The sequence below is a fragment of the Janthinobacterium aquaticum genome, assembly GCF_009208565.1.
Lineage (GTDB): Bacteria > Pseudomonadota > Gammaproteobacteria > Burkholderiales > Burkholderiaceae_D > Janthinobacterium.
The window spans coordinates 194,994-221,163 of record NZ_WFLK01000004.1 but is presented as its reverse complement, the minus strand read 5'-3'; the positions used below and the strand labels follow the sequence as shown (position 1 = coordinate 221,163).

The following is a 26,170-nucleotide window of genomic DNA, read 5'->3' as shown; positions in this document are numbered from 1 at the left end:
CATCATGCATTTTTCTACACCAGAGGTGAGCGGCGCGCATTTTTCAGCCGCCACCATGCACGCCGCCGTGTCGCCAGTGACCATCGTGATTGCCGACGACCATCCCCTGATCCTGGCCGGCCTGGCCTCGCTGATCAACTCGATCCCCAGCCTGAAACTGCTGGGTCAGGCCAGCAATGGCCAGGCTGCCGTCGACCTGTATATGCAACTGCGACCGGACGTGCTGCTGACCGACCTGAACATGCCGGAAATGAACGGCATGCAGGCCATCGAGCAGATCTGCGCACGCGATCCACAGGCAAAAATCGTGATCCTGACCACCTACCAGGGCGAAGAAAACGTCTATCGCGGCCTGCGCGCCGGTGCGCGCGGCTACCTGCTCAAGGACTCCGGCTTTACGCAGCTGACCGACTGCATCCACAGCGTGGCCGCCGGCCGCCAGTTTCTGCAGCCGGAACTGGCCGCGCAGCTGGCCGAACGCATCGACGCCAACCGCCTGTCGAAACGCGAACACGATATCCTGCTGCATCTGTCGGCCGGCAAGAGCAACAAGATGATTGCGCGCAGCGCCGGCATCGAAGTCGGTACGGTGAAATTCCACGTCAATAACATCCTGTCCAAGCTGAACGTATCGAGCCGCACCGAGGCCGCTACCGTAGCGGCCCAGCGCGGCTTGCTGGGCGCGTTTTAAGCGCTTGATCAGCACTCTGTGTCGGATTACGCCCTGGCGGGCTAATCCGACCTACGTGATTTGCGTTAACCTGGCGCCATGATCATCAGGCCGCGCCGTCGCGCGGCTGTTCGTCCTTCGATACCGCCACCAGCGTGGCCGGCTTGGCGTCCACGCCGCTGATCTTCGGCACGCATTCGCTGCACAGCCACGACACCGTAATTGGCTCGCCAGCGACCACGCGCTTGACCACCGGCACGATCTGTTCGCCGATCAGCATGCCCAGCAGGCCGATCAGCGCAATCGCCGGCGGCGCAGGCGAACGCACTTGCAATACAGAGTAAATGATCCCTACCAGCAGGCCCACGGCCAGCGAAACGATATATAACTTCATGTCCAGCTCCATTGAATAAAAAAACCCGCCGCGCACAGAGTCGGGCGCGGCGGGTTGATCGACCACTTCGTGATTACTTGTTGGCAGCCACTGGCGCCAGCGTCTTGTGCTCGCTGGTGTGGCGCGGTGGCGCGTTGTGCACCATGGTGTAAGCGTAGTCGACGCCCATGCCGTAGGCGCCTGAGTGCTCCTTGGCGATGGCCATCACCTCGTTATAGGTGTCCTTGTGGGCCCAGTCGCGCTGCCATTCCAGCAGCACCTGCTGCCAGGTCACCGGCACTACGCCAGCCTGGACCATGCGCAGCATGGCCATGTCATGCGCTTCCTTGGTGGTGCCGCCCGATGCATCGGACACCATGTAGATTTCGTAGTCGCCTTCGAGCATGGCGCACAGCGCAAACGTGGTGTTGCACACTTCCGTCCACAGGCCCGATACCACCACCTTTTTCCGGCCGTTGGCGGCCAGCGCGTCGCGCACTTTCTGGTCGTCCCACGAGTTCATCGAGGTGCGTTCCAGGATATCCTTGCCCGGGAACACGTCCAGCAGCTCAGGGTAGGTGTGACCCGAGAAGGCCAGGGTTTCCACGGTGGTGATGGTGGCCGGAATATTGAATACCTTGGCAGCCTTGGCCAGCGCCACGGTATTGTTTTTCAGGGTCTGGCGATCCATCGATTGCACGCCAAAGGCCATTTGCGGCTGCTGGTCAATAAAGATGATCTGGCAGTTATCGGGGGTCAGAACTTCGAGTTTTGGATTGGTCATGATGGTTATCCCTAAAGGTTGAACAGGTATTGCGCGCAGTGGCGCTGGTACACGGCGCGGCGCTGGCAAGCGGTTCAAAACAGCCTGCCACTGCCTTGCATCGTATGCGTCGCAGCCCCGGCGCACCACTATCTAAATGTATAGGGACGCCCTGCTCCGGAGACCGGGCCTGGCGCCAAAAACCATGCGCCACACAGTGCTGCAAGCTTGCCAGTGCTGAGGTAAAATGCTTCTCACTTACTATTGTTTGCTGACTTTTGATCGCTAGACCGAGCACCGACCTTGATTGACTTATCGCCCCTGCCAGACAACACCAAGCACGACGCCACGCTGCCGATCCGCGTATTGATTGCTGACGACCATCAATTGCTGCTTGACGGCATCGGCTCCCTGCTCTCCTCGTTTCCCGGCGTCGAACTGGTCGGCCAGGCCAGCGATGGCCATCAGGTGGTGGAAAAATTCACTGCACTGCAACCCGATATCACCCTGATGGATCTGCAGATGCCGGGCCTGTCCGGCATCGAAGCGATTGCCGCCATCCGCGCCACATACCCGCTGGCGCGCATTATTGTGCTGACCACTTACAAGGGCGATGCGCAGGTGCTGCGGGCGATTGCCGCCGGCGCCAGCGGCTATATGCTCAAAAGCTCGCTCAGGCACGAATTGCTGACGGCAATCCAGAACGTGCACGCCGGGCGACGTCATTTCACGCCCGAGGTGGAAGCGGAAATGACGCGCTATGCCAGCGCCGATGTGCTGTCGAACCGCGAGCTGGAAGTCTTGCAGTTGGTGGCGCAAGGCAATTCCAACCGCGCCACCGGCACCCTGCTCAGTATCAAGGAAGAAACCGTCAAGGCACACATGAGCACCATCCTGGCAAAACTGGGCGCCAAGGACCGCACGCATGCGGTCACCATTGCGCTACGGCGCGGCATCCTCGACGCCTGAGCGGCGTTGCCTAGCGCCAGCGCAGCCAGTGCGGCAGGCAGCGGGTCAGCCAGTTGCCAGGCTTCCTGTGCACCGGAAGGTGCAGATGCCACTGCGTGCCGCCGCCCAGGCGCGTACTGTGGGTCAGTTGCGCGCCAAGCCGGTCAGCGCGTTCACGCATGCCGGGCAAACCCCAGTGGCCCGCCAGGTGGCCGTCGCTCATCACGTTGGCCGGCATGCCCTGGCCATCGTCGCGCACGGTAATGTCCACGCTGTCGGCATCGTGGCTGACCTGCACCTCGATCAGTTGCGCCCGCGCGTGCCGGAAGGCATTGCGCATGGCCTCGATAACGATGCGGTAAATCTCGTGCGCATCATCCAGCTGCAATGTAGTGGTATCGCCGTGCTCGCCGTAGCGGAAACGCACGCCATGCTGTAATGCCAGACGCTCCCCCTCACGCTGCAGCACGACGCACCAGGGCATGTCTGTTTCCTCGCCCGTGCGCAGGTGATGAACCTGATTGCGCCCCTCCCTGAGCAGGCTTTCTGCATTGTCGAGCGCCTGCTGCATGGCGGCGCGCGCCGGATCGCCAGGCGCCAGCGCCAGGCTGGCCATATGAAAATGCAGGATCATCGCCTGGGTCCCTTGCAACAGCGTATCGTGCAGCTCGCGCGCGATGCGCTCACGTTCGGCCTGCTGCACTTCCAGGCGCGCCTTGAGCTGCGTATCGTGGCGCCGCAAACGCCAGCGCAGCAGCACGAACACGCCGGCAGACAACAGCAGCACGCCCAGGCTGCGGAACCACCAGGTCTGGTGCATGGCAGGCAGCACCCGCAGGGCCAGCTGCGCCGGCTGTTCGCTCGGTACGCCATCGCCGTTGATGGCCATTACCCTGAAACGGTAAGCCCCCGGTCCCAGGCCGGTATATTGCGCCTGGCGCTGGCTGCCGGCATGCTGCCAGTGACGGTCATAGCCTTCGAGCATATACTGAAAGCGCAGGCGCGCAGGCGTTCCCAGGCTGCTGGCGTTATAGGTAAATTGCAGGTCGCGCGTGCCGGCCGGCAAGCGCTGCAGATCGGCCGGCGCCACGCTCACGCCATCGACCTGCAGCGCCAGTATTTCGGCCTGTGGCGGCGGCAGTGGCGGCAGGCGGTTATGCGGATCGAACCAGAAAGTCGCACTTTGCCGTGAAAACCATATCTTCCCATCGCTTGCCTCGGCCACCGAGCGGCCCTGCAGCAGGCTGATGCCGCCATGCAGACCATCGATGGCATCATAGGAATGCGTCTGCATGACATAAGCAGGGTCATGCAGTGCATGCAGCACTTCGCTGGCAGCGATATGCGTGACACCACTGGCGGTATTGAGCCACAAGCTGCCGTCAGTGGCCCTGAGCAGACCGACCACGCCCTGCACAGCAGCGGCAGGCGCGGCCTGCAGTTGCACGAAGCGCTCGCCGCGCCACAGTGCCACGCCCTTTTCACCGCCTGCCCATAGCTGGCCCTGATACTGTGCCAGGCCGCTGATCTTGCCAATATCGAGTCCCTGCAACGGGCCATAGGCATGCAGGCGGCCGGCCCCAAACATGACCAGCGAGCCGTCAGCATAGGAAAACCAGACGCGCCCGCCGCTGTCGGCCAGCAGCATCAACGGCAAGCGCGAGCCTGCGCCGGGCAACAGCAGTTCGCGCCGCCATGTGCCGTCGCGGTATTGAAAAGCGCCGGCGCCACTGAAGATGGCCCAGATGGTACCGTCGGCAGCGACTGCACCTTCGCGCATCGTATTGAGCGCAGCGCTGGCAGCGGGAAATGCGATGCGGCGCAGGCGCTTCCCATCGCTGACGGCAAACTCGTGCAAGGCGCCGTCGCTGGCCGCCCACAGCGAGGCGCCAGCGCCGATCAGTGCGTCGACCCGGCCGATGCGGGGCGCCTGGCGCACCGTACCGTCCGCCTCGACCAGCGTCAATGTGGCCGCGTCATCGCGCCGGCCCAGCCACATAGCGCCATTAGCGCCGGGCAACAGCCGCTGCGCACGGAAAGGGTTGAGCGTGCCGGGCTTGCGATTGCTGCCCAGCACCACCGGGCCGGCTTCGCGAAAACGGTCCAGCCCGCCCGCGGTGGCTACCCAGACATTGCCCTCGTTGTCTTCGCACAGACTGGCTATCACGACATCACTGAGGCCATTGCTGGGCAGGAACGATTCGGTGTCGGCACTGATGCCGCGCTGCTGCGGCCCCAGGCTGCCGCTGCTGCGCGTGCGGTGCAGCCCATACTGACTGTCGAACCACAGGCTGCCGGCACGGTCGACCAGCATGCTGCCGCTGGTGCCGCTGGTGTCGCGATAAATCCACCGGTGATCGAGCCGGTCATAGCGTTCGAGCGAGTCGATAATGCGGATGCCGCGCAGCTCAAGCAGGTAGATGCGCCCATTGCGGTCCTGCTGGGGCGGTGCGCGCAAGTCGAGCCTGCCGATCGGCGGCGCAAAGCGTGCCTGCTGCGGCTGCCAGATAAACAGGCCTTTTTCGCTGAACACGCCCACGCGGCCTGCGCGGTCGGCAAATACAGCCGAAGCCTTCTGCGCCGTGTAGCCCTGCGCTGCGCCCAGCGTTTTCCATTGGTGACCATCAAAGCGTGAAATACCCGAGACGCCGGCCGCCCACACAGCGCCCTGGCCATCGATGGCAAAACCCCAGATAGCGCCAGGCTGCACGCCCTGCGCCTCGCCAAAATTGCGCACCACGCCATGCTTGACATGGCTGATACCGCCGACCTGCCAGCCCACCCACATGCCGCCGTCGCTGGCGCGCTGCATGGCCAGCGGCACCTTGTCGGGGAAGCTGCCTTCGCTCGCCACCAGGGGTGCAAAGCGCAGGCCGTCAAAGCGGCTGATACCGGCGTGCGTACCCACCCAGAGATAGCCATCATTGCCCTGCGTTATAGAAACAATATCCTCAGGCGCACCATCGCGGACAGTCCAGCTGGTGTGCTGCAACTGGTGCAGGCCGCGTCCTGCGTCAATGGCTTGCGCTGCACTGCTCCATAACAGCAAGAGCAGCAGCAGCCATCCCGGCAGGAGCGGCATGCGCATCGCAGCTTACTTGGCCAGCGCGGTTGCGCGCGCAGTACGATGTTCCACCACGATCAGGCTGCCCAGGATAATCAGTGGCAACGCCAGCGCGGCAAAGCCGTAGGCCATATAAGCGAAAGCGGCGGCGATACAGCCGATGGCAAAGCCAACCAGCGGCCACAGGAACTTCACGCAGCGCGCCCGGGTAGCGCCATCGGACATGCCGCGCAGCACATCGACCGTATCGAGCACCATCTGCGTAACGTTACCGGTCATCATCGACGTGGGCGCCAGGTGCGCCAGCAGCAAACGGCTGGTGGCGCTGTGCACGCCCATGGCGGCCGTACCGAGCAGGCCCGAGGCCATCGCCATGTCCGACACATCCTTGCCGATCGGCTCGGCCAGGCAGCCGAAGAACATGAAGCCGGCCAGCAGCAGCCATTGCATCACGAATGCATAAGTCAGCGCCGGCCCCTTGCTGCGCTCGACCGACAATACCATCAGGCGCGTGATGGCAATACCGAGGATAAAGGCAGGAAAGGCCAGAAATTTCAGCAGGATGGACATCTTGCTGTGATCGGCCAGGCTGATGCCGATCATCACAAAGTTGCCCGTGACGTGGGCGGTAAAGAGACCGAACAGGGCAACAAAGCCCAGCGTGTCGACATAACCGGCGAGAAAACCCAGGCTGGGGCCGTACAGACGGCTGTTTGGTGGTACTGCATCCATGATACTGACTCCTGCAAACTGAAAAAAATGCGACAGCGAACATGTCCTGACGCAGCATGTCGCCATGGTAGAACAAGCCTTGCGCTGCCGCACCCGCCATTGGTTCAGTTACAGCCAACTGGTCTTTCGACCCGTGCAGGCAGGCCGGCTTGCCACTACACTCATTGCTGTGATACTGCCTGCCGAAGCCGTGCCCTGATCGCCACCGCGCCGCGCACGCCGGCCCACTTTCAACCTGATAGCATGGAGCTGCATCATGAACCAACCAACCACCAATACCAAGGCCGAAGCGCCGCTGATCCTGTTGAATGGCCGTTTCCATACCGTCGACAGAAGCCGCCCGCAAGCGAGCGCGGTAGCCATTGCCAATGGAAAATTCCTGGCCGTCGGCGACGCTGACGATGTGATGCGCCACCGCACGCCGGACAGCCGCGTGATCGACCTGAACGGGCGTACCGTGATTCCCGGCCTGAACGACTCCCATCTGCACTTGATCCGCGGTGGCCTGAACTACAACATGGAACTGCGCTGGGAAGGCGTGCCATCGCTGGCCGACGCACTGCGCATGCTCAAGGAACAGGCGCTGCGCACACCGAACCCGCAATGGGTGCGCGTGGTGGGCGGCTGGAACGAATTCCAGTTTGCCGAAAAACGCATGCCGACGCTCGAAGAAATCAATGCGGCCGCACCGGACACGCCGGTCTTCATCCTGCATCTGTACGACCGCGCCCTGCTCAACCGCGCCGCGCTGCGCGTGGTGGGCTACGACAAGGACACGCCCAATCCGCCAGGCGGCGAAATCGTGCGTGATAGCGCCGGCAACCCGACCGGCATGCTGATCGCCCGTCCGAACGCAATGATTTTGTACGCCACGCTGGCCAAGGGCCCGACCCTGCCGCGCGAGCTGCAGGTGAACTCCACGCGCCAGTTCATGCGCGAACTGAACCGCCTGGGCCTGACCAGCGCGATCGACGCCGGCGGCGGCTTCCAGAACTATCCGGAAGACTACGCAGTGGTCGACCAGCTGGCCGCCGACGACCAGCTGACGATCCGCATCGCCTACAACCTGTTCACCCAGAACAAAGGCCGCGAGCTGGAAGACTTTGAAAAGTGGACCGAGATGGTCACGCCTGGCCAGGGCAACGACTACTACCGCCATAACGGCGCCGGCGAAATGCTGGTGTTCTCGGCCGCCGACTTCGAAGACTTCCTCGAGCCGCGCCCCGACCTGGCACCGGGCATGGACGACGAGCTGGAAAAGGTGGTACGCCACCTGGTATCGAAACGCTGGCCGTTCCGCCTGCACGCCACCTATGACGAATCGATCGACCGTATGCTGACCGTGTTTGAAAAGGTCAACCGCGATATCCCGTTCGACGGCCTGACCTGGATGTTCGACCACTGCGAAACCATCACGCCGAAAAATATCGACCGCGTCAAGGCGCTGGGCGGCGGCATTGCCATCCAGCACCGCATGGCTTTCCAGGGCGAATACTTTGTCGAACGCTACGGTGCAGAAGCGGCCAAGCTGACCCCGCCGATTCAACGCATGCTGCAAACGGGTGTACCGGTCGGCGCCGGCACTGACGCCACCCGCGTGGCCAGCTACAACCCGTGGACCGCGCTGTACTGGCTGGTATCGGGCCGTACCGTGGGCGGCCTGCGCCTGTACGATGCAGGCGCACGCCTGTCGCGCGACACCGCGCTGGAACTGTGGACCACCGGCAGCGCCTGGTTCTCGAACGAGAAAGACAAGAAGGGCCGCATTCAGGAAGGCATGCTGGCCGACCTGGCCGTATTGAGCCAAGACTTTTTCAGCATCGACGAGGAAGCCATCAAGTCGATCGAATCGGTGATGACCATCGTGGGCGGCAAGATCGTCTACGGCCAGGCAGAATTTACGCCACTGGCGCCGCCACCGATCCCTGTCCTGCCGGACTGGTCGCCGGTAAAAAACGTGGCCGGCCATTACCGCGCCGCGCCGCCGCAAAAAACCAGCGTCCTGCAGCCGCACCAGTGCCAGGGTCCGTGCGGCGTGCACAAGCATGCGCACGACGTGGCGCGCAAGAGCGCCATTCCGGTGGCAGGCAATTCTGGCTTCTGGGGTGCCTTGGGGTGCAGCTGTTTTGCCTTCTAAGGTGCGCTGACAGGTACTATCAGCACAACGCCCTCACGGGTTTCACCATCAACATCCTCAACGCCACCACGTCTTGTCCGACAGGCTCTACCCTGTCGGACAAGACGCTGGGCAGGCAGACCGTAGTGCTGCCAGGTTAGCCAATTTTTCATCCCATAAGCAGACTCTGGGGTCGGCCCTTCAGGGTCCGGCCCCGGCATTTCTGCCGTTGGGGTGAATCCACGAATGTCACCGGCATTCTCGACTTGGCGGCCTTGCAGACAGACCGTCCCTCCCGCCACTGCCAAACAGCTGCCAAACAGCTGCCAAGCCAGATTGCACTCTCAGACAACAAGCCCGGTCCTGCTGAGCCAACGGGCTGGCGGCGCTCACTTTATATTTGCAGCATTGGTCAACAGGCCAAATATGACGGACAGCGGGTGGGCAGCAGATAGACAGCGCCCTGCCTCCACCGCGCTGAACCGACAGGTCACCAAACAGTGCTAAGCAAAGGAAGTTACATGAGCGTCAGTGCATCGAGCCACACCACCAGAACAGCACCCATCGCGGGTGGCGACGGCTATCTTCTTCAGAGCGAGCGCGATCTTGCCCAGGCCGTGGCCTATGCGATCGAACGCAGCGCAGCCATGGGCGCCAGCGAGGCTATCGCCATGGTCAGCGAGCAAGGCGGCATCACCCTCACGGTTGCCGGTGGCAAGGTAGAAACCGCCGTGCGCGAAGGCAATCAAAGCCTGCGCATCACGGTGTATGCGGACGGACGCACCGGCGTTGCATCGACCGAATCACTGAGCCGCAGCGCCATCGACCGGGTGGTGCAGCAGGCAACGGCCATGGCGCGCCAGCTGGAACCGGACCCGGAGGCCGGCCTGGCCGAGCGCGACGCCCTGGCATGGACCACGCCCGAAGTGCCACTGTTCGCGCCCTGCGGCCAGAGTGCCGCGGATCTGACCGAGGCCGCCATGGCCATCGAGGCTGCCGCGCTGGCCAATACCTCGCGTGACAGTATCCGCGTGTCGGAAGCCGGTGCGGCCAGCCAGGACATGCGTTTTGCGCTGGCCACCAGCCAGGGCTTTTGCCGCACCGGCAGCAGTTCAATCCAGCAGCGCTGGTGCCAGACCATCGCCCAGCGTGGCGAAGACATGCGCCAGGGACACTGGGCCTCGGCAGAGCGCCGTCTGGACGGCCTGCTGTCCCATGCCGAGATCGGCCGCATCGCTGCCGACAAGGCGCTCGGCATGCTGGGCGCCGAAGGTCTGACGACGCGCCGCGTGCCGGTGCTGATCGATGCGCCAGTGGCCTCGAGCCTGGTGCGCGACCTGTGCGCCCAGTTGACTGGCAACGCACAGTTTCAGCGCCTGACTTTCCTGCCCAACGCCCTGGGACAGAACCTTGCCGCCACGCACCTGACACTGCAGGAAGACCCGTTCGAGCCCTTTGGCCTGGCCAGCGCCACCTTTGACAGCGAAGGCGTGGCAGGCAAACGCCGCGCTATCGTGCGCAGCGGCGTGGTCGAAAGCCTGTTTCTGGATACGCGCATGGCGCGCAAGCTTGGGCTTGCCTCTACCGGCAACGCCGGCGGCATGCGCAACCTGACCTTGAGCAGCAGCACCACCGCACCGGGCGACGATCTGGTGGCGATGCTGCGCAAGCTGGACACCGGCCTGTGGCTGACCGGCTTCATGGGCGGCGGCAGCAATCCGGCCACCGGCGTGTATTCGCGGGCGGCGGCCGGTTTCTGGGTTGAAAACGGCCTGGTGGTGCGGCCCGTCCACGGCTTCACGGTGGCGGGCAATCTGCAAGACATGCTCAAAGACATCGTTGCAGTGGGCGCCGACGTGCACCGCGAGGGTGCAATCCGGGTCGGCTCGATCCTGCTGCCCGACCTGCAGATCGCAGGCCGCTGAACTAACCCTTTTGCAGAAAGAACCATTGCCATGCCTATTACCATGACCGCTGACGATCGCCTTGCCCTGGCCCAGGACAGGCTGCTTGCCGCCAACGACCTCGATATCCAACAGCTGCAAACCGGCCTGTCCGGCCTGTGGGCGCGCGGCGCCGACTATGGCGACCTGTATTTTGAACTGACCACCCGCGATAGCTGGTCGCTCGAACGCAGCAAGGTGGCGCGCGCCGCCTTCTCGATTTCGCAAGGCGTGGGCGCGCGCGCCGTCAACGGCGACAACACCGCCTTTGCCTATTCGAGCGACATCAGCAACAAGTCCATTACCGCCATCACGGCGGCGGCCCGCAGCATGCAGGCCCAGGGACTGGACGCCGGCGCGACCGGACGTGGCGTGGCCATTGCCGGCGCCGCCCGTGACGCCCAGGCCTATCCGGCCATCGAGGCGGCCGGCGGCATGGACAGCGTCGAAAAAGTGGCGCTGCTGCAGCGGCTTGACCGGATGGCGCGCGCCATGGATGCGCGCATTACCGAAGTCTCGGCCCAGCTGTCGGTGCAGGATGCCACCATGCTGGTAGCGGCCACCGATGGCACGCTTGCTGGCGACGTGCGCCCGCTGGTGCGCCTCGATATCTCGGTGATCGCCGAAAGCGCCGCCAGGCGGACCACCGGCGCGGCCGGCGGCGGCGGGCGCTTTGCACTGAGTGAGCTGACCGACGAGCGGCTGGAAAAAATGGTGCGCAAGGCAACCTCGATAGCGCTGACCAACCTGGCGGCCAAGCCGTCGCCGGCCGGCGAGATGACGGTGGTCCTGGGTGCCGGCTTTCCCGGCGTGCTGCTGCACGAGGCGGTTGGCCATGGGCTGGAGGGAGATTTCCACCGCAAGCGTGAATCGGTATTTAACGGCATGATCGGCCAGCAGATCGCGGCCCTCGGTGTCAACGTCTACGACGACGCTACGCTGCTTGACGCGCGTGGCTCGCTCAATGTGGACGATGAAGGCGTGGCTGGCCAGCGCAATCTGCTGATCGAGAACGGCCGCCTGGTCGGCCTGATGCAGGACAAGACCAGCGCCCGGCTGATGGGCTGCAATGCCACCGGCAATGGCCGCCGCCAGTCGTACTCCGACCTGCCGATGCCGCGCATGACCAACACCTTCCTCGGCAACGGCGCGTACGACCCGGCAGAAATCATCGCCTCGGTGCGCAACGGCATCTATGCGGTCGAGTTCAGCGGCGGCACCGTGGACATTACCTCGGGCCAGTTCAACTTTTCGGCCGAACAGGCGTTTCTGATCGAAAACGGCAAGGTGACCACGCCGATCGAAGGGGCCACGCTGATCGGCGTGGGGAACCAGACGCTGAAAGCGATCTCGATGATCGGCAACGATCTGGCGCTCGATGGCGGCGTCGCCACATGCGGCAAAAACGGCCAGATGGTACCGGTCGGCGTAGGCCAACCGACGATTCGAATCGACAACGTCGTTGTCGGCGGTGCACAAGGATAATCATGCAAGCAAACACAACAACACCGGCATCAACAACAGCACGCCACAGCAAACTCTTGATTATCGGCTCCGGCCCGGCCGGCTACACGGCGGCGATCTACGCCTCGCGCAGCGCGCTTGAACCGGTACTGATCGAAGGGCTGCAACCGGGCGGGCAGCTGACCATCACCACCGACGTGGAGAACTGGCCAGGCGACACCAGCGTGCAGGGTCCCGAACTGATGGCGCGCATGGGTGACCATGCACGCCATCTCGGGACCGAGATCATCAATGACTACATCGTCGAGGTCGACCTGTCCCGGCGTCCGTTTACCGCCGTGGGCGACGGCGGCGCGCGCTACAGCGCCGACAGCCTGGTGATCGCCACCGGCGCCAATGCGCGCTGGCTGGGGCTCGACAGTGAACGCCTGTACCGCAGCAAGGGTGTCTCGGCCTGCGCCACCTGCGACGGCTTTTTCTTCCGCAACAAAGTGGTGGCGGTGGTAGGCGGCGGCAACACCGCCGTCGAAGATGCGCTGCATATGGCCAACTTCGCCAGCCAGGTCTATCTGATCCACCGCCGCGGCAGCCTGCGCGCCGACAAGACCAACCAGGCCCGCCTGCTGGCCAACGGCAAGATCACGCCGATCTGGAACGCCGAAGTGGCTGACGTACTCGGCGACGGCAAGAAGGTCACGGGCCTGCGCCTGCATCACCGCGATAGCGGCGAGACCTCGGAGCTGGCGCTCGACGGCCTGTTCGTGGCGATCGGCCACGATCCGGCGACCAGCCTGTTCAAGGGCCAGCTCGTCATGGACGAAGATGGCTACATCGTGGTCACGCCAGGCTCGACCGCCACCAGCGTGCCCGGTGTGTTTGCTGCCGGCGACGTGCAGGACAAGCACTTCCGCCAGGCCGTGGTCTCGGCCGGCATGGGTTGCATGGCAGCGCTGGAAGCCGAACATTTTCTGATCGACACCCAGGCCGGCATCAGCCAGCCCGGGTGACCTATACCAGCCGCCCTGCCTGCATGGCGGGCGGCGCCCACCTGTAAAGGATACCTGCATGTCCCTGCTTAAAATTACCACCACCAACAGCTTCGAGGAAGACGTGCTGCGCTCGTCGATTCCTGTGCTGATCGATTTCCACGCCGTCTGGTGCGGCCCGTGCAAGGCCTCGGCGCCTGCGCTGGAAGATGCTGCACGCGAGTTCGAGGGCGAGGTCGCCTTCGTCAAGGTCGATATCGACCAGGAACCCCAGCTGGCCGAGACCTATGGCGTGCAAAGCGTGCCGACCTTTATCCTGATCCAGCAGGGCGAGCCGGTCGAGCGCTTCAGCGGCCTGGTCTCGCGCGGCAAGCTGGCCTCGCTGCTTGAACCGTATACCGGAGGCGGCCAGTGAGCACTTTCCACGCCTTTGGCAACGAAGCCACCAAGCAGGCCCTGAAAGCCGATATCGGCAGCAAGGGCCCGGTGTACGCCGCGTGGCTGACCAGCGCCTCGATCGAAGGCGACCTGACACAGGTCTCGCAAGACTACGGCCTGCACCCGGCGCTGGTGCGGCTGTTGCCGTCGCTGGGCGCCTTTGGCGAAGACGATGCAGCGCCAGCGTTTTACGATGCTCTGCTCGAGGCCATTCCGGTCGGCGCCGAAACGGGCCAGTTGGCCCGCCATGCCGTGCTGCTGGCCTGGACCGATCCTGCGTATGGCCGCGCCGGGCGTGTCGAAGCCGGTGCGGTGCGCGACGCCTGTGTCGCCATCGTCAGCCTGGTGCGTCAGTCACTAGCCACCGCCATCGACAAGTCCACCTGGCGCGCCGCCCGCACCAGGCTGACACAGGCCCAGCGCGAAACCCCTGCCAGCGAGCCGGTGGTCGACCTGATGCTGTCGATGGCCTGGGACCTGGAACTGTCGCCCGGCGCAGTGGTGGACGTCATGCGGGCCTGGAACGCGCAGCTGTCGGAAGAGGCCGAAACCGCTGACGACGACAGGTTCACCGAGGCCGAGGTCGCGTTCTTCCAGGCCGCCATGGACCGCATCAACGAGGAATCGTTTATCGCGCTCGGCATGGATGGCGATGGCGACCCGGACTATGAAGAGTTCCTGGCAGAAATGAACAGACGCTGGGATGCGGATCCGGCCACGCACGCCATCAGGGAGCGCGCGCTGGCCAGGCAGGCGCGTGTCAGAGGCAAGCTGGCCATCTGGCGCGCTGCCATGCAACAGCAAGTGCTTGATGACGCCAACAGGCTCGTCAGGTAAGATAAAAGTATCGAGCTCAGGGAGGCGGTCCGGCGATACCCCGGGCCGGTTACATACAGCATGTCAGTGAAGTCTTCGTTTATTGCCGCTGTCTTCGACAACAGCGTTCCCGGTACCCGCGAAGGCGACGGCTGGCGTGTCAGCAGCGTTAGCCGTGACATCGCCACCGTACACCAGGTCTCTGCGGGCGACTTTACCAGCGCCATCGAAGGCACAACCGGTCCGGACGGCAGAAACTTTTGCACCCACGTGATGTTCCTTCGTTCCGGCGAACTGAGCGTGGAGCAGCACGGGTATCGCCACCGGCTGCAGGTCGGCGACATCTTTGTTGCCTGCTCCTGGCATCCGATGACGCTGGCCGGCTCTGGCGAGGTGGACCTGCTGGTCCTTACCTTGCCGGGCTGGTGGGCGCTGCGGCACTTCATGGATACCTTGCAGATCCTGCCCGACCTCTACGTCAGCAAAGACTACTTTGCCGCCCCGATCATCGCCAGCCTGGCCCAGCTGATCACGGATCTCGACGACGAGGTGGCCGTGCCCCAGGCCCTGTCCATGATCTCCGACCTGCTGCGCACCGCACTGGCCGCCAGCACCAGGCCGGACACGCTGATGCCGCGTGCACGCGGGCGCATGGGCGAAATCCTGTGGTTTATTGCCCGCAATATCGAGCAGACCGGCATGTCGGCGCAGGATGCCGCGGCAAGACTGAAGTGCTCGGTGCGCACCATCTACAACACCTGCGCGGCCCATGGCACCAGTTTCAGCGCGGTGCTCATTGAAACCAGGCTGGTGACCGCGCAGTACCAGCTGCTGCGCAGCGAAGAGCGCATCTCCCAGATTGCCTACGACGTCGGCTTTTCCAGCCTGTCCCACTTCTCGCGCCTGTTTCGCGCGCGCTTTGGCATCACGGCCAAAACGATGCGCGCCAATAACCGAGCCGAAAACGGGATCCTCCCGCCGCGCTGAAGAGGATCCCGCCGTATCAGAAGTGCTTGCGCAGCGACAGCGAGAAGCGGCGCCCGCGTGGATCGGTATACGACGTCGGACCCACCACATAGGCAACACCGCTGGCAATCGCCGACCCCTGGTCGTTGAACACATTGTTCACGGCAAAGCTCGCTTGCGTATTGCTCAACATGCCCTGCTTCGTGCCGAAGTCATAGCTGACATGAACGTCGTGGTACAGCTGGCTTTGCACCTTGCTCGCGCCCTGCCACTTCTCCCACGACTGGCATTCCAGCGCCGACAGGGTGGACTGGCAAATCCGGTAGCTGTGGTAATACTGTGCGTTCCAGCCAGCGCTCCAGCTGTCGTTCGGGCTCCAGTCGATGCCGAAGTTGCCGCGCCACTTCAGTGGTCCATCGGAGTAGCCGGCACGATCCACCGCCGCGTCGTTTGCCAGCACACTGCGGCTCAGCTCCTGCGTGTAGGTGCCAGCGGCATGGAAGCGCACATGGCCAAAGGTTTCGCTGCTGGTCTTGTACTCAGCCTGAAGGTCAACCGCCTTGAGGCGGGTGCTGGCCAGATTGAACGACGAGGCGTCGATCTGCGTAATCGGACCGGGCTGCCCGCCCGAGCTCGGCCCACGCACCACACGCCCGGGGAACGCAGCTTCGTTGGCGATAATATAGCTCAGCGGCAGCGCGCTGACCTCATTGGTCTTGTGGATATCGGTATGGTCCAGGGAAATGCGCAGGCCCGGCGCGAAGCGCGGCGTAATCACCACACCGAGCGACGTGCTGCGCGACGCTTCCGGCTCGAGCGAAGCGTTACCGCCTGCCAGTACCGTCAGTGGCGCAGGGATGGGCGTATTGCCGCGTGCAGGATCGCGCAGACCCAGCAAGGAGATCAGGAACGCCGTGTACTGGGCTGGCGCCGCACTGCGGATCTGGCCCAGGTCGGGCGGCAGGAAACCTGTGCCACGGCTGGCGCGCAAGGCGATATCGCGCGTCGGTGCGTAGCGAAAGCCCAGTGTGTTGTTGGTCGAACCAAAGCTGTTGACCGAAGCGGTCTGCGGCAGGAACGGCCCGTTGGCGCTGTCGACCGGAATCTGCGAACCCGAAAAATCAGTGCGGTAGGCATCATGGCGAACCGAAGCCATCAGTTCCAGCGCGTGCATGTAAGGCACCTTGGTGCCGGGCGATGTGATCGGTGCGCGCAGCTCCAGATACTGCGCATCGACCTTGCGATGGGCAGCAGGCGTCCAGGTGTACCGGCTCTCGCCGCCAATGTCGCTGAAGTTGATGGCGTTGTCGCTGGTTTCACGCCGCTGTTCCAGCGAAGCGGTGGCCGTCAGGTCGCCGCCCGGCAGCTTCATCAGCGGGCCGCTCAGGCGCAAGGACAGGGTCTTGAGCGTGTTGCTCATTTCGCCGCGCTGGTTGTAGAACGAAAACAGCGAGTTCGGATTGCTGAGCGGAGAGGCGACGATATCGCGCAATACCGCGCCCTGCAGCGTTTCGTCGGCGGCCTCGGAAGCTGCGCCAAGAGCGGTGCTGTTGGTGCTGGAGGTGGTGTTGCGCAGCCAGCCGTATTCCGCCACCGCGCTCCAGTGCGCAGGCAGGCGCATGATCGCCCCGAGATGGGCACGGCTGTTCTTGACCACCTGCTGCTGCACCAGGCCATTGGGCACGGTCAGGTAAGACAGCACATCCTGCTGGAAGGGATTGACGCTGGCGCTGGCCGGCACATACTGCAGGCTCTGCGTCGGCATCGTCTGCGAAGTTTTAGACTGGTCATGCGCGAAGTCCAGATAGCCTTCGATATTTTTCGTGAACTCACGGCGCGGGTTGAAGGCAAACGTCGACGTTTCAGGGGCCGACCACAGCGGCAGCGCAGTGTTGTTGAACTGGAGCTTGCCGGCATTGGCTGCCAGTGCCGCGCCGCCATCGCTGGCAGCGCCGGTGTAGCCGGCGGGAACGCTGGTAAGCGCCGAGCCCAGCGATGCACCGCTCTTGAGCTGCAGCGGGTCGGTCGAGCAGGTAAAGCCGTCAACGGTGGAACAGATGTTGGCGCCGCCCATCAAGACGCTGGTATCGGTCGGATCGTTGCGCATTTGCAGTTGTCGACCCCGGCTGTTGAAACTGCGGCGGTTTGACTGCAGCACGCCGGCATCGGCATGCGTGGCTGAAAACAGCACGCGTGTGCGGCCGTCTTCCAGCGTAAAGCCGCCTGTCAGGCCGACACGGTATTCGCCCACGGCACCATCGGTCGCATTGCCATAGCTGACGTCGCCCTCGATACCGGAATACTCGCGTTTCAGGATGATGTTGATCACACCGCCGGTCGCCCCACCGCCATAGATGCCGCTCGCTGTCGCGGGCAGGATCTCGATGCGTTCGATCTGCGACAGCGAAATGCCGTTCAGGCTGGCCTGCTGGAAAGAATCGCCGGTGGAAATGGACGGCAGGCGGCGCCCGTCAAGCAGAATCAAGGTCTGGTTGGCACCCAGGCCACGCAGGTCGAGCCGGCCCGATGGCTGGGTTTGCGGCCCCAGTTGCGAGCTCGTGTTCTGCTGTGCATTCATCGGCAGATAGGTCTGCAGGAAGCCTTCGATGGTTTGCGCGCCACTGCGGGAAATCTGCTCCGCATCAAATACCACGTAAGGCTGGATGTCGTCACGATTACGGTGGATATCCATATCGAGCGTATTCTTGCCGCGCACCAGTATCTGCGGAATGCCGGCCGCGCCGGCGCCGGCGTCGGCATGGGGTCCGGCTGCGGTGACCTGATCCTGCGCATACGTGATGCTGCATAAGGACATCCCCATGGCCAGGTTGCCCAAGCCCATCAATGTACGGAAACGTGCGCCTGTAACGTCAAACTTCATCTGCTGTACCTCTTAATGATAAAAGTTAACCGAGTGGTGAGAGGCTGGCCCTGCCCTTCTCTAGTCTGAGAAGCTGCTGGTGAAATGGCGCCACGCTTTCGCGGTGTGCCACAGAGATCAGCGCCGCTTTGGGCAGACGCTCAACGATGGTCTGGTAGACCTTCGCTTCTGACTGGGCATCGAGTGCGCTTGTACCTTCGTCGATGAACAGGAAGTCGGGTTGGCTGAGAATCGCCCGCGCGGCCGCAATGCGCTGTTGCTCGCCCGGTGACAGAATCCGGCTCCACGGCTGGAAGCTGTGCAAGTGCGGCAGCAGGCGCTCCAGACCCAGGGCAATGAGCAGGCTGATGTACTGCTCGTCCGGGTAGTGATCGGGCCCATGCGGATAAGCCATCAAGCCGGCGATCGTGCCGTCAGGCATGTAATTGCGCTGAGGCAAAAAGGCGATATTGGCGTTGGCGGGCAGCTCCACGGCGCCACCGCCATACGGCCATAGCCCGGCGATGCTGCGCAGCAGCGTGCTTTTGCCCGCGCCGGAGGTGCCCTGCACCAGCACGCGCGCGCCGGCCTCGATCGCCAGTCCATCAAGCGCCACCATCGGCGTGCCATCGGGAAAGGCGATCTTCAGATCACGCACGGCAATACGCGGTGCAGCACTTTCGCTGATCACGATATCGCTGCTCACGGGCTGCGACAGCGCTTCGTCGAACAGGCGCAAACGGGCGATGGACGAGCGCCAGATGGCAAGCTCGGCATATTGCGTCACCAGGGCACCGATACCGTTATAGACCTGGCTGAAGGCGGCCGACACGATCTGGATATGGCCGATCTGCATGCGCCCGTCGAGCACGAACGGAATGCACAGCAGGTAGGGCATCAACATCAGCAGCAGGTCGGGCAGCGCGGTGGAAATCGTGATGCGCATGTTGGCCACGGTATAGGTGCGCCAGTTCAGTACGATCAGCGCGAAGGTGTCGGCGAGGCGCCGGCGTTCAAGCGGCGCCGCGCGGACAAAGGCGATCGATTCGCCGTTTGCCCGCACCGCGTGCATCTCGGAACGGAACTGCGCTTCGAGCCGCTGCCGCACCACCTCGGCACGCGTCAGCAGCGCGCCCACCCAGTGCACCAGCATCGTCATCGCCACTGCAAAGATAAAGGCGAGATAGACCAAGAGGCCTGGGATCGGCTGCGTCACGCCGATGGCCGGCACCGCGATCGGCGGCGACAGGCGCCACAGCTCGGAGGTGTAGAGCAGCACGCCAAAGAACGAACCCAGCACGGCTACGCCGATCTGGGTCAGCTTGTCGACAAACTGGAAGATATCTTCCTGGATACGCTGTTCCGGATAGTCGATGCGGGCGCGCCGTTCGAGGTGGAAGAAACGGTTGTCGTTCAACCACCGGTCGAGCAGCGTGGTGGTCAGCACGCGGCGCATGCGCATGCGCAACGACAGGCGCGACCAGGTACCGATGGCGCCCAGCACCGTGGTGACGACGGCAAACAGCAGGATCTGGGTGATAATGCCTGGAATGACCGCACCATTGCGGGCGGCCAGCGCGTTGACGATGTCCGCAAAGGCCAGCTGCATCTTCAGGAAGAAAGACATGGCCAGCCCGCTGTGGGCGAACTGGTAGGCAATCAGGAGCGAACCCGCCAGTGGTTCGGCCTTGACGTACTGCACGACCAGCGACGCACCATAGCGTATGTCGGCGCGCAAGGACTTGCCGGTGCTTTCCAGCGGCATCTCGGTCTTGACCGCTTCCTCTGCAGAAGGATCGGTAATGGCAACGTCAGTCATGCGAAATTTCCCTTGCTGTAAGTGCGTTCATGCCAGGTTAGACCTGGGCTGGCCGGCGGCCTCGATCAGCCCGCGCAACACGTCCATCAGCTGGCGCAGCACGCGGTCCGATTCCGGCTGGGCTTGCTGTTTGGCTGCCTTGAGACGCGCTTGCATCTCGGGTTGCATCGACGCCAGCACTGCGTCTTTGGTGTGCGGACTGCGCTCCAGCAGGGTTTCGATGGGCAACTCCGCCAGTTCAGGATCGCGCATGGCACGATTGACCTCGCACAGGCCGATCAGCGACTGCATCTGGATCTCCCGGTCTTCAATGCCGAGATAAGGCGCAGCCAGAAACTGGCGCCAGTCCTTCATGAAAACCTGGAAGATCGGCACGAATTCCGGCGCCAGCCCGCGTGCGGGCCAGGCCAACGATTCGACCAGCTCGGCCAAGCTGTAGCTCCACGGATCGCCATGACCTTCGGACGCCCGCATCGCATCGGCCCGCACGCTGCGCCATTCCTTGGGCGCCACCGCCACGCCGTCCATCTCGCGCGTCCACAAGCCTGAAATCCGCTCGGCACAGCTGCGCACGGCAGGTGACAGGTGAGCCGCCATGGCGAAATCGGGCGCCAGCACGCTGGCCAGGAAGCTGTGCATGAAGCGCGGCACCACGCCGCCCAGATCCGCACCCACCGCAATGGCGTCCAGCCACTCCATGGCAAACGCCAGGATCGGTACGCTGCCTTGCATGGACATGCCCCACGGCCCGTTCTCGTCCTCGCTGAACTCGACGCCCGAATAAACCACGCCCTCGCACAGGATCGCCAGTTCGAGCGGCAGGCCGGTGCGTTCGATGAACTGCTCCGGATCCTGGGTTTCAGCGAGGATGCCCGACATCGTTACCATGCCGCCATCGGTACGCCACTTCAGATAAGCCAGCGGAAACACCTGTCCTTGCGACCATTTGGCGCGGACCCGCTCGACCATCTCGCTCTTGCGTGCCGGTTCGCCCCGGAAGGCGCAGTAATGCGTGGCGCCGCTCATGCTTCGCCATCCTGGTCGAGAAAGGCGTCGATCTCGCTGGCCAGGCGCGTGCGGCTGCGGTCGTGCAAAGTAGTCACGGCCTTGCCTTGCCGGGTCAATAACAGGTAGGGGATGCCTCGAACATTGAATTTGTCAGCCAGTTCAGGCGACTCGTCGATATTGACCTTCACAATCTTCAGACTGTCTTCATACATCGGCGCCAGGGCCTGCAGGGTCGGCAGCAGCGTCATGCACGGGCCGCACCAGGGCGCCCAGAAATCAATCAGAACGGGAACCTCGCTGTGCGCCACTTCGGCCTCGAAGTTCGCATCGGTGACAAGGGTAATTTGCTCGGTCATATCTATAGTCCTTGCGGTAATGGGTACTGGGGTAATCGATCATGGCGTCAAGTGCGCCGATCAATCAATTATCTAATGTGACAAGCATATGACCTGCGTGAACCGGCGATGGCTCGACAGAACCCTCGTTTTTGCCTGACAGTGCAAACAACAGGGCGTGCGATGGCGCGCCAGCCGTTTTGCATGGAAAACCACGGTCAATTGGCGCCGTAAAGGCTCAGGACGGGAGGATGGGTGGGGTTTTACAGCGTGACAGCGCTATCGGGCGCATGGCCGGCGCTGCTTGCGGTCCCAAGAGGTCCGCTGGCGGGTATTGATGGCGGGAAGATGCAGTGAAGACCGGTGCGACTGGCGCACCGGCGTGATGCCGCGCAGCTTGCGGCGTTTAACTGGATACAAGCCGGATCAGCGAGGTCGGGCTGATCCGGCAAGCCCTGTTATGCCAGTACCTTCAGAAACGCTGCATTGAACGCTGGAATATCATCGGGCTTGCGGCTGGTCACCAGTGCGCCATCGACCACCACTTCTTCATCGCGCCACTGTGCACCGGCATTGCGCAAATCGGACTGCAGGCTGGGCCAGCTGGTCATCTGCTTGTCCTTGACGGCTTGCGCATCGATCAGCGTCCACGGCCCGTGGCAGATCGCGGCAATCGGTTTGCCGGCCTCGGCAAAGGCTTTCACAAACGCCACCGACGCCTTGTCGATGCGCAGTTCATCGGGGTTGGCCACGCCGCCTGGCAACAGCAGGCCGTCGTAATCGCCCACTTTCGCATCGGCCACCGCCAGGTCGACATCGAACTTGTCGCCTTCATCCTTGTGGTTCATGCCCTGTACCTGTTCGCCCTTGCACTTGGGCGACACCAGCGTCAGCACGGCGCCGTGCTCTTCGAGAAAATCGTGCGGGCCCGTGTATTCCACCTGCTCGAAGCCGTCCGTCAGCAGCACTGCAATGCGTTTGCCGTTCAGTTGTTTGTCGGTATTGTTCGCCATGGTTGCTCCTTGTAAATGAAGCATGCGCAAGCTGGCATGCGTGAACAAGCACCATAACCGGCTGCTGGCCGAGCCTATGTGAGCGCACGCACTTTCTGTTCATTGTTCCAAGAGGCAATGCCCTTGCTAAAGCTCAAAATAGTGCTCTAGAAAGTCGTTGAAGCTGGCCCATTGCGGCGCCAGCCTGCCCTGCCTGAAATCGTCCAGCTGGCTGCCCAGCGACAGTTCCAGCGCCTGGCCGGTGGCACGGTGATAAAAATAGCCGCTTTCACCTTCAAAGCTGTCCAGCGGCAGATAGTCCGATGGCAACCCCAGCGTCTTGTGCGTGAAATCCAGCGCCTGGCGGTAGTTGGTATTCCTGGAAAACCAGCACACCTGCATCATCTCCCTGCCACGCCACATGAAGGTGGGACCATCTTCGACATGCAGGCAAAACTGGCCGAACGGCGAGCCGGCATCCACGTTCAAGCGTTCCAGCTCCAGCGCATAATCGGCACTGGCTTCGGGGTACCACCAGCCCTGCTGCTTGAAAAAGTCGATCAGTTTGTCAGATAGCATGCAACACTCAATTATTCAGTTGGTCTATGCGAGGCTGGTTTTAACAGCAGCAATTGCTTGTCCATCACGCGAAACTCCAGCGGGTTGCTCAGCTGCGTGATTTCGCCATCGGTAGCCACTTTGATATTGCGCCGGCGCGACAGGGTTTTCACCTTGACCTGCATCTGCTTGAAGCTGAACGTGGCCAGTTCGTCGGCCTGGTCCAGCCGCCCCATCCTGCCCAGCGCGCCATGCAACAGCAGCCACAGCATGCCCAGCTTGCCTTTGGTGCGCGGCGCCACGGCAGCCAGATGGCCGTCTTCCAGCGCATCGCTGAGCGGGGCAATGCCGATCTGCTCCATCTGCAGCCGGTTATTGCCGACAAAAAAGGTCGCCGTACGCAGGCGCTGCAGTTTCCCATCCAGATTCAACACCAGGCGCAGCCGGCGATGGGGGCTGAGGATGGTTTTCAGCGCCGACAGTGCAGCAACCAGCCGGCTGCGGCCAAACTGTTTCTTGTCCACCTCCCGCTCCTCCAACAGCTTCGGATACAGCCCGATGCTGGCATTGACCAGAAACACCCGTTCATTGACCATGCCCACCTGCACCGGCTGCAGCGTCGACGCCAGCAGCGCATGCACCGCTTCATCGAGTTCCTCGGGTATGCCGTGGGTGCGGGCAAAATAATTGAACGTCCCCTGCGGCAGCACCCCGAACGCACAACCATGCGCAATCGCCTGCCGCGCCACCGCATTGATGGTGCCATCGCCACCAGCAGCCACCAGCACGCCGCCAGCGTCGGCAGCCTGGCGCGCCAGCCGCGCCGCAATCTCGTCGATGGTGCCCGGTGCATCGATCACCGTCAGATAAAACCGCCGCCCTGCCCCACCCAGCACCGACTCGATGATCGAACGCCGCTCCTCGGTTTCGTTATGGCCGGAACCGGCGTTGAGCGCGATAAAAAACGGGGCGTCGGGTGCGGCAGCGTTGATTGGCATGGCAGGGTCGCCTGGTTGTTATCACGTGAGGTTAGGTGCACGTATCGTATCTTGAAGATCGATGCGAACTGTGGGCGGTAGCGTACGCTGGCGAGCAGCAGGTGCAACTGGCATAGGACGGATAGTTTTTCAACATTTATGACATTCGCTTTGCCATACGATTCCGGATTAACTAACTGCCAAGTAACCATTACACACTATCTATATGTATTTCTAGTAATTGATGAAATTGAGGCTTATAAATAATTATTCGGTCAAAAGCGGACGACTTTAAAAACTCTCCCACCGGCCAAATCAGTTCTTGATCCTGAGCCAAATCCATGAAATCAACTATTAACAGGAGCCATAGACAGTCTGTGAGACAGTAGTTTTTGGCTAATTCATCCTTGATAGCTACAATCTCTCTCAACCTCGCCGGACACAATTGAACGCCTTCAAACGACTGCATCACTGACCATTTCGCGTTATGATACTCGTTGCCATTATGGTAAATCCAGCGTAACTCTGGTATCTCTGCAGATGGTGAATAATTTGTGTAACCTTCAACTTCTCCAGAGATGGCTTTTGCAAAATCCGCTATGGCAACAGCTAATTTTTTACAGTCAGAGATAGCATGCAATGGAGAAAAATCAACTGATAATTCAATCTTGCGCCCGCCTGCTTCGGCGTACAGTTGCTGAGCAATCCTCACCACCTTTTCTCGCAAAGGTCGCTGGCGCTGCTCACTAGTTATCGCGGTTCCGTCTTGCAGATAAAAATTTGTAATTTCAATACCAACTGTCTTACCTGTTGCTTCAACTTGAATCAAAACGTCAGGCTTGTCGTCATACTTGATATGGCCCGCTGGTAGCTCAAAATCGGACCGAAAGAGCTCAAAGTAGTATTGTTCTATTTTCGAGTTAGTTACCGTAGCCATCTAGCGATGCTCCTTCGCGTAATATTCTTTCGATAAGCCATAATTTGTACTATCACTAATATAGACCATGCATTTCTGTACATGAAGTCCAGATAGAAGACGAAGACCAACAGAATAAGCCACTTTGGTGGAGGAATACGACAAACCTTGACAGCACAGACCGAACCTCTGAGCCTCATGGACAACAAAAAACCCGCTTACCTTTGCAGATAAACGGGTCTTTTGATGAATCCTTGGTGCCGCTTGCCGGAATCGAACTGGCGACCTTTTCATTACGAATGAACTGCTCTACCAACTGAGCTAAAGCGGCGAAGACCCGTATTCTACAAACAATGCACAAAATTTGCTAGAGTCAACGCGATCTTTTTTGAAATTTCGGGGTAAACCCCACTTACTCCTGGTGGTAGGCCGTGACGCGGGCTACTTCGTCCTTCGAGCCGAGGAACACCGGTACGCGCTGGTGCAGCTTGTGCGGGGCGATGTCCATGATGCGCTGCTGGCCGTCGGTGGCGGCGCCGCCGGCTTGCTCGACGATAAAGGCCATCGGGTTCGCTTCGTACATCAGGCGCAGCTTGCCGGGCATCGAGGTGTCGCGCAGGTCGGCCGGATACATGAAGATGCCGCCGCGGTTCAGGATGCGGTGCACGTCGGCCACCATCGAGGCGATCCAGCGCATATTGAAGTTGGTGCCGCGCGGGCCGGTGTCGCCGGCCAGCAGTTCGTTGACGTAGCGCTGCACCGGTGGATGCCAGTGGCGCGCGTTCGACATGTTGATGGCGAACTCCTTGGTCGTTGCCGGGATCTGCATATTGCTTTGGGTCAGCACCCACGAGCCCATTTCACGGTCCAGCGTGAAGCAGTTGACGCCGTTGCCGAAGGTCAGCACCAGCATGGTTTGCGGGCCGTACACGGCGTAGCCAGCGGCGACCTGTTTGGTGCCTGCCTGCATGAAATCCTGTTCGGTCGGCTCGGTCATGCCTTCCGGCGCTTTCAGGACCGAGAAGATGGTGCCGATCGAGACGTTGACGTCGATGTTCGAGGAGCCGTCCAGTGGATCGAACAGCAGCATGTATTCGCCCTTCGGATAGCGATTCGGGATCGGATGGATCGATTCCATTTCTTCCGACGCCATGGCTGCCAGATGGCCGCCCCATTCGTTGGCTTCGAGCAGGATTTCGTTGGAGATAATGTCGAGCTTTTTCTGTACTTCGCCCTGCACGTTTTCGGTGTCGGCCGTGCCCAGCACTTCGCCCAGGGCGCCTTTGCTGACGGCGTGGCTGATGGTCTTGCAGGCGCGCGCGACGACTTCGATCAACAGGCGCAGTTCGGCCGGGATGCTATTGTTGGAGCGCTGCTCTTCGACCAGGTACTGCGTAAGACTGATGCGTTTCATGACTTCCCTTTT

General features: G+C 62.0%; 22 protein-coding genes and 1 tRNA gene. 9 read left to right on the top strand and 14 right to left on the bottom strand.

Features of this window, described 5'->3' with window-relative positions; translation table 11 throughout:
* Positions 1-4: 4 nt before the first annotated feature.
* Positions 5-691, top strand: a complete 687-nt coding sequence (locus tag GCM43_RS08770) for a response regulator (protein ID WP_226929401.1) — start codon at positions 5-7, stop codon at positions 689-691.
* 85 nt (positions 692-776) lie between these two features.
* Here GCM43_RS08770 and GCM43_RS08765 read toward each other — a convergent pair whose 3' ends face one another.
* The gene (locus GCM43_RS08765; RefSeq protein WP_152243268.1) at positions 777-1,064 is read right to left on the bottom strand and encodes a XapX domain-containing protein; all 288 of its coding nucleotides are present in this window, start codon (positions 1,062-1,064) and stop codon (positions 777-779) included.
* Positions 1,065-1,137: 73 nt separating this feature from the next.
* Complete coding sequence (locus GCM43_RS08760) at positions 1,138-1,827, bottom strand: hydrolase (protein ID WP_152243266.1); 690 nt, start codon at positions 1,825-1,827, stop codon at positions 1,138-1,140.
* Positions 1,828-2,109: 282 nt separating this feature from the next.
* Here GCM43_RS08760 and GCM43_RS08750 point away from each other — a divergent pair, with 282 nt between their 5' ends.
* On the top strand, positions 2,110-2,775 hold the full coding sequence (locus GCM43_RS08750; protein WP_319636949.1) for a response regulator transcription factor: 666 nt from the start codon (positions 2,110-2,112) through the stop codon (positions 2,773-2,775).
* A 10-nt stretch (positions 2,776-2,785) separates the two neighbouring features.
* Here GCM43_RS08750 and GCM43_RS08745 read toward each other — a convergent pair whose 3' ends face one another.
* Complete coding sequence (locus GCM43_RS08745; protein WP_152243261.1) at positions 2,786-5,842, bottom strand: sensor histidine kinase; 3,057 nt, start codon at positions 5,840-5,842, stop codon at positions 2,786-2,788.
* A 6-nt stretch (positions 5,843-5,848) separates the two neighbouring features.
* The gene (locus GCM43_RS08740) at positions 5,849-6,550 is read right to left on the bottom strand and encodes a YoaK family protein (protein ID WP_152243259.1); all 702 of its coding nucleotides are present in this window, start codon (positions 6,548-6,550) and stop codon (positions 5,849-5,851) included.
* Positions 6,551-6,806: 256 nt separating this feature from the next.
* Between GCM43_RS08740 and GCM43_RS08735 the strand changes: the two genes are divergently transcribed.
* From GCM43_RS08735 to GCM43_RS08705, 7 genes are all read left to right on the top strand, one after another.
* Entirely contained in the window at positions 6,807-8,687 is a 1,881-nt protein-coding gene (locus tag GCM43_RS08735; protein ID WP_152243257.1) for an amidohydrolase, read from the top strand.
* A 500-nt stretch (positions 8,688-9,187) separates the two neighbouring features.
* Complete coding sequence (locus tag GCM43_RS08730; protein WP_152243255.1) at positions 9,188-10,591, top strand: TldD/PmbA family protein; 1,404 nt, start codon at positions 9,188-9,190, stop codon at positions 10,589-10,591.
* Between the two features lie 30 nt (positions 10,592-10,621).
* Complete coding sequence (gene tldD, locus GCM43_RS08725) at positions 10,622-12,094, top strand: metalloprotease TldD (RefSeq protein WP_152243253.1); 1,473 nt, start codon at positions 10,622-10,624, stop codon at positions 12,092-12,094.
* Positions 12,095-12,096: 2 nt separating this feature from the next.
* Positions 12,097-13,080 (top strand): thioredoxin-disulfide reductase, encoded by a 984-nt coding sequence (trxB, locus tag GCM43_RS08720; RefSeq protein ID WP_152243251.1) that lies wholly within the window; start codon positions 12,097-12,099, stop codon positions 13,078-13,080.
* A 58-nt stretch (positions 13,081-13,138) separates the two neighbouring features.
* A complete protein-coding gene (trxA, locus tag GCM43_RS08715; protein ID WP_152243248.1) occupies positions 13,139-13,474 on the top strand; it encodes a thioredoxin in 336 nt (111 codons plus the stop codon).
* Positions 13,471-14,334 (top strand): hypothetical protein, encoded by an 864-nt coding sequence (locus GCM43_RS08710; protein WP_152243246.1) that lies wholly within the window; start codon positions 13,471-13,473, stop codon positions 14,332-14,334. The genes trxA and GCM43_RS08710 overlap by 4 nt, the downstream gene beginning before the upstream one ends.
* Positions 14,335-14,394: 60 nt before the next feature.
* Complete coding sequence (locus tag GCM43_RS08705) at positions 14,395-15,300, top strand: helix-turn-helix domain-containing protein (protein WP_152243244.1); 906 nt, start codon at positions 14,395-14,397, stop codon at positions 15,298-15,300.
* Positions 15,301-15,316: 16 nt separating this feature from the next.
* On the opposite strand, the gene GCM43_RS26375 is transcribed toward GCM43_RS08705, so the two are convergent.
* From GCM43_RS26375 to GCM43_RS08655, 10 genes are all read right to left on the bottom strand, one after another.
* Positions 15,317-18,160 carry a TonB-dependent receptor domain-containing protein gene (locus GCM43_RS26375; protein ID WP_152243242.1) on the bottom strand — a complete coding sequence of 948 codons (2,844 nt, stop codon included), beginning with the start codon at positions 18,158-18,160 and terminating at the stop codon, positions 15,317-15,319.
* Positions 18,161-18,185: 25 nt separating this feature from the next.
* Complete coding sequence (locus GCM43_RS08695) at positions 18,186-19,958, bottom strand: ABC transporter ATP-binding protein/permease (RefSeq protein ID WP_152243240.1); 1,773 nt, start codon at positions 19,956-19,958, stop codon at positions 18,186-18,188.
* A gap of 27 nt (positions 19,959-19,985) precedes the next feature.
* Positions 19,986-20,984: a hypothetical protein gene (locus GCM43_RS08690; protein WP_152243238.1), complete on the bottom strand. Its 999-nt coding sequence runs from the start codon at positions 20,982-20,984 to the stop codon at positions 19,986-19,988.
* Positions 20,981-21,322 (bottom strand): thioredoxin family protein, encoded by a 342-nt coding sequence (locus tag GCM43_RS08685; RefSeq protein WP_152243236.1) that lies wholly within the window; start codon positions 21,320-21,322, stop codon positions 20,981-20,983. Before GCM43_RS08685 ends, GCM43_RS08690 begins: the two co-directional genes overlap by 4 nt.
* A gap of 437 nt (positions 21,323-21,759) precedes the next feature.
* The gene (locus tag GCM43_RS08680; RefSeq protein WP_152243234.1) at positions 21,760-22,314 is read right to left on the bottom strand and encodes a type 1 glutamine amidotransferase domain-containing protein; all 555 of its coding nucleotides are present in this window, start codon (positions 22,312-22,314) and stop codon (positions 21,760-21,762) included.
* A gap of 126 nt (positions 22,315-22,440) precedes the next feature.
* Positions 22,441-22,872: a hypothetical protein gene (locus GCM43_RS08675; RefSeq protein ID WP_152243232.1), complete on the bottom strand. Its 432-nt coding sequence runs from the start codon at positions 22,870-22,872 to the stop codon at positions 22,441-22,443.
* 11 nt (positions 22,873-22,883) lie between these two features.
* Positions 22,884-23,849, bottom strand: a complete 966-nt coding sequence (locus GCM43_RS08670) for a diacylglycerol/lipid kinase family protein (RefSeq protein ID WP_152243230.1) — start codon at positions 23,847-23,849, stop codon at positions 22,884-22,886.
* Positions 23,850-24,039: 190 nt separating this feature from the next.
* Positions 24,040-24,765, bottom strand: a complete 726-nt coding sequence (locus GCM43_RS08665; protein ID WP_152243228.1) for a hypothetical protein — start codon at positions 24,763-24,765, stop codon at positions 24,040-24,042.
* A 234-nt stretch (positions 24,766-24,999) separates the two neighbouring features.
* A tRNA-Thr gene (locus tag GCM43_RS08660) sits at positions 25,000-25,075 on the bottom strand.
* A gap of 81 nt (positions 25,076-25,156) precedes the next feature.
* Positions 25,157-26,158: a class 1 fructose-bisphosphatase gene (locus GCM43_RS08655; protein ID WP_152243226.1), complete on the bottom strand. Its 1,002-nt coding sequence runs from the start codon at positions 26,156-26,158 to the stop codon at positions 25,157-25,159.
* Between the last annotated feature and the right edge of the window lie 12 nt (positions 26,159-26,170).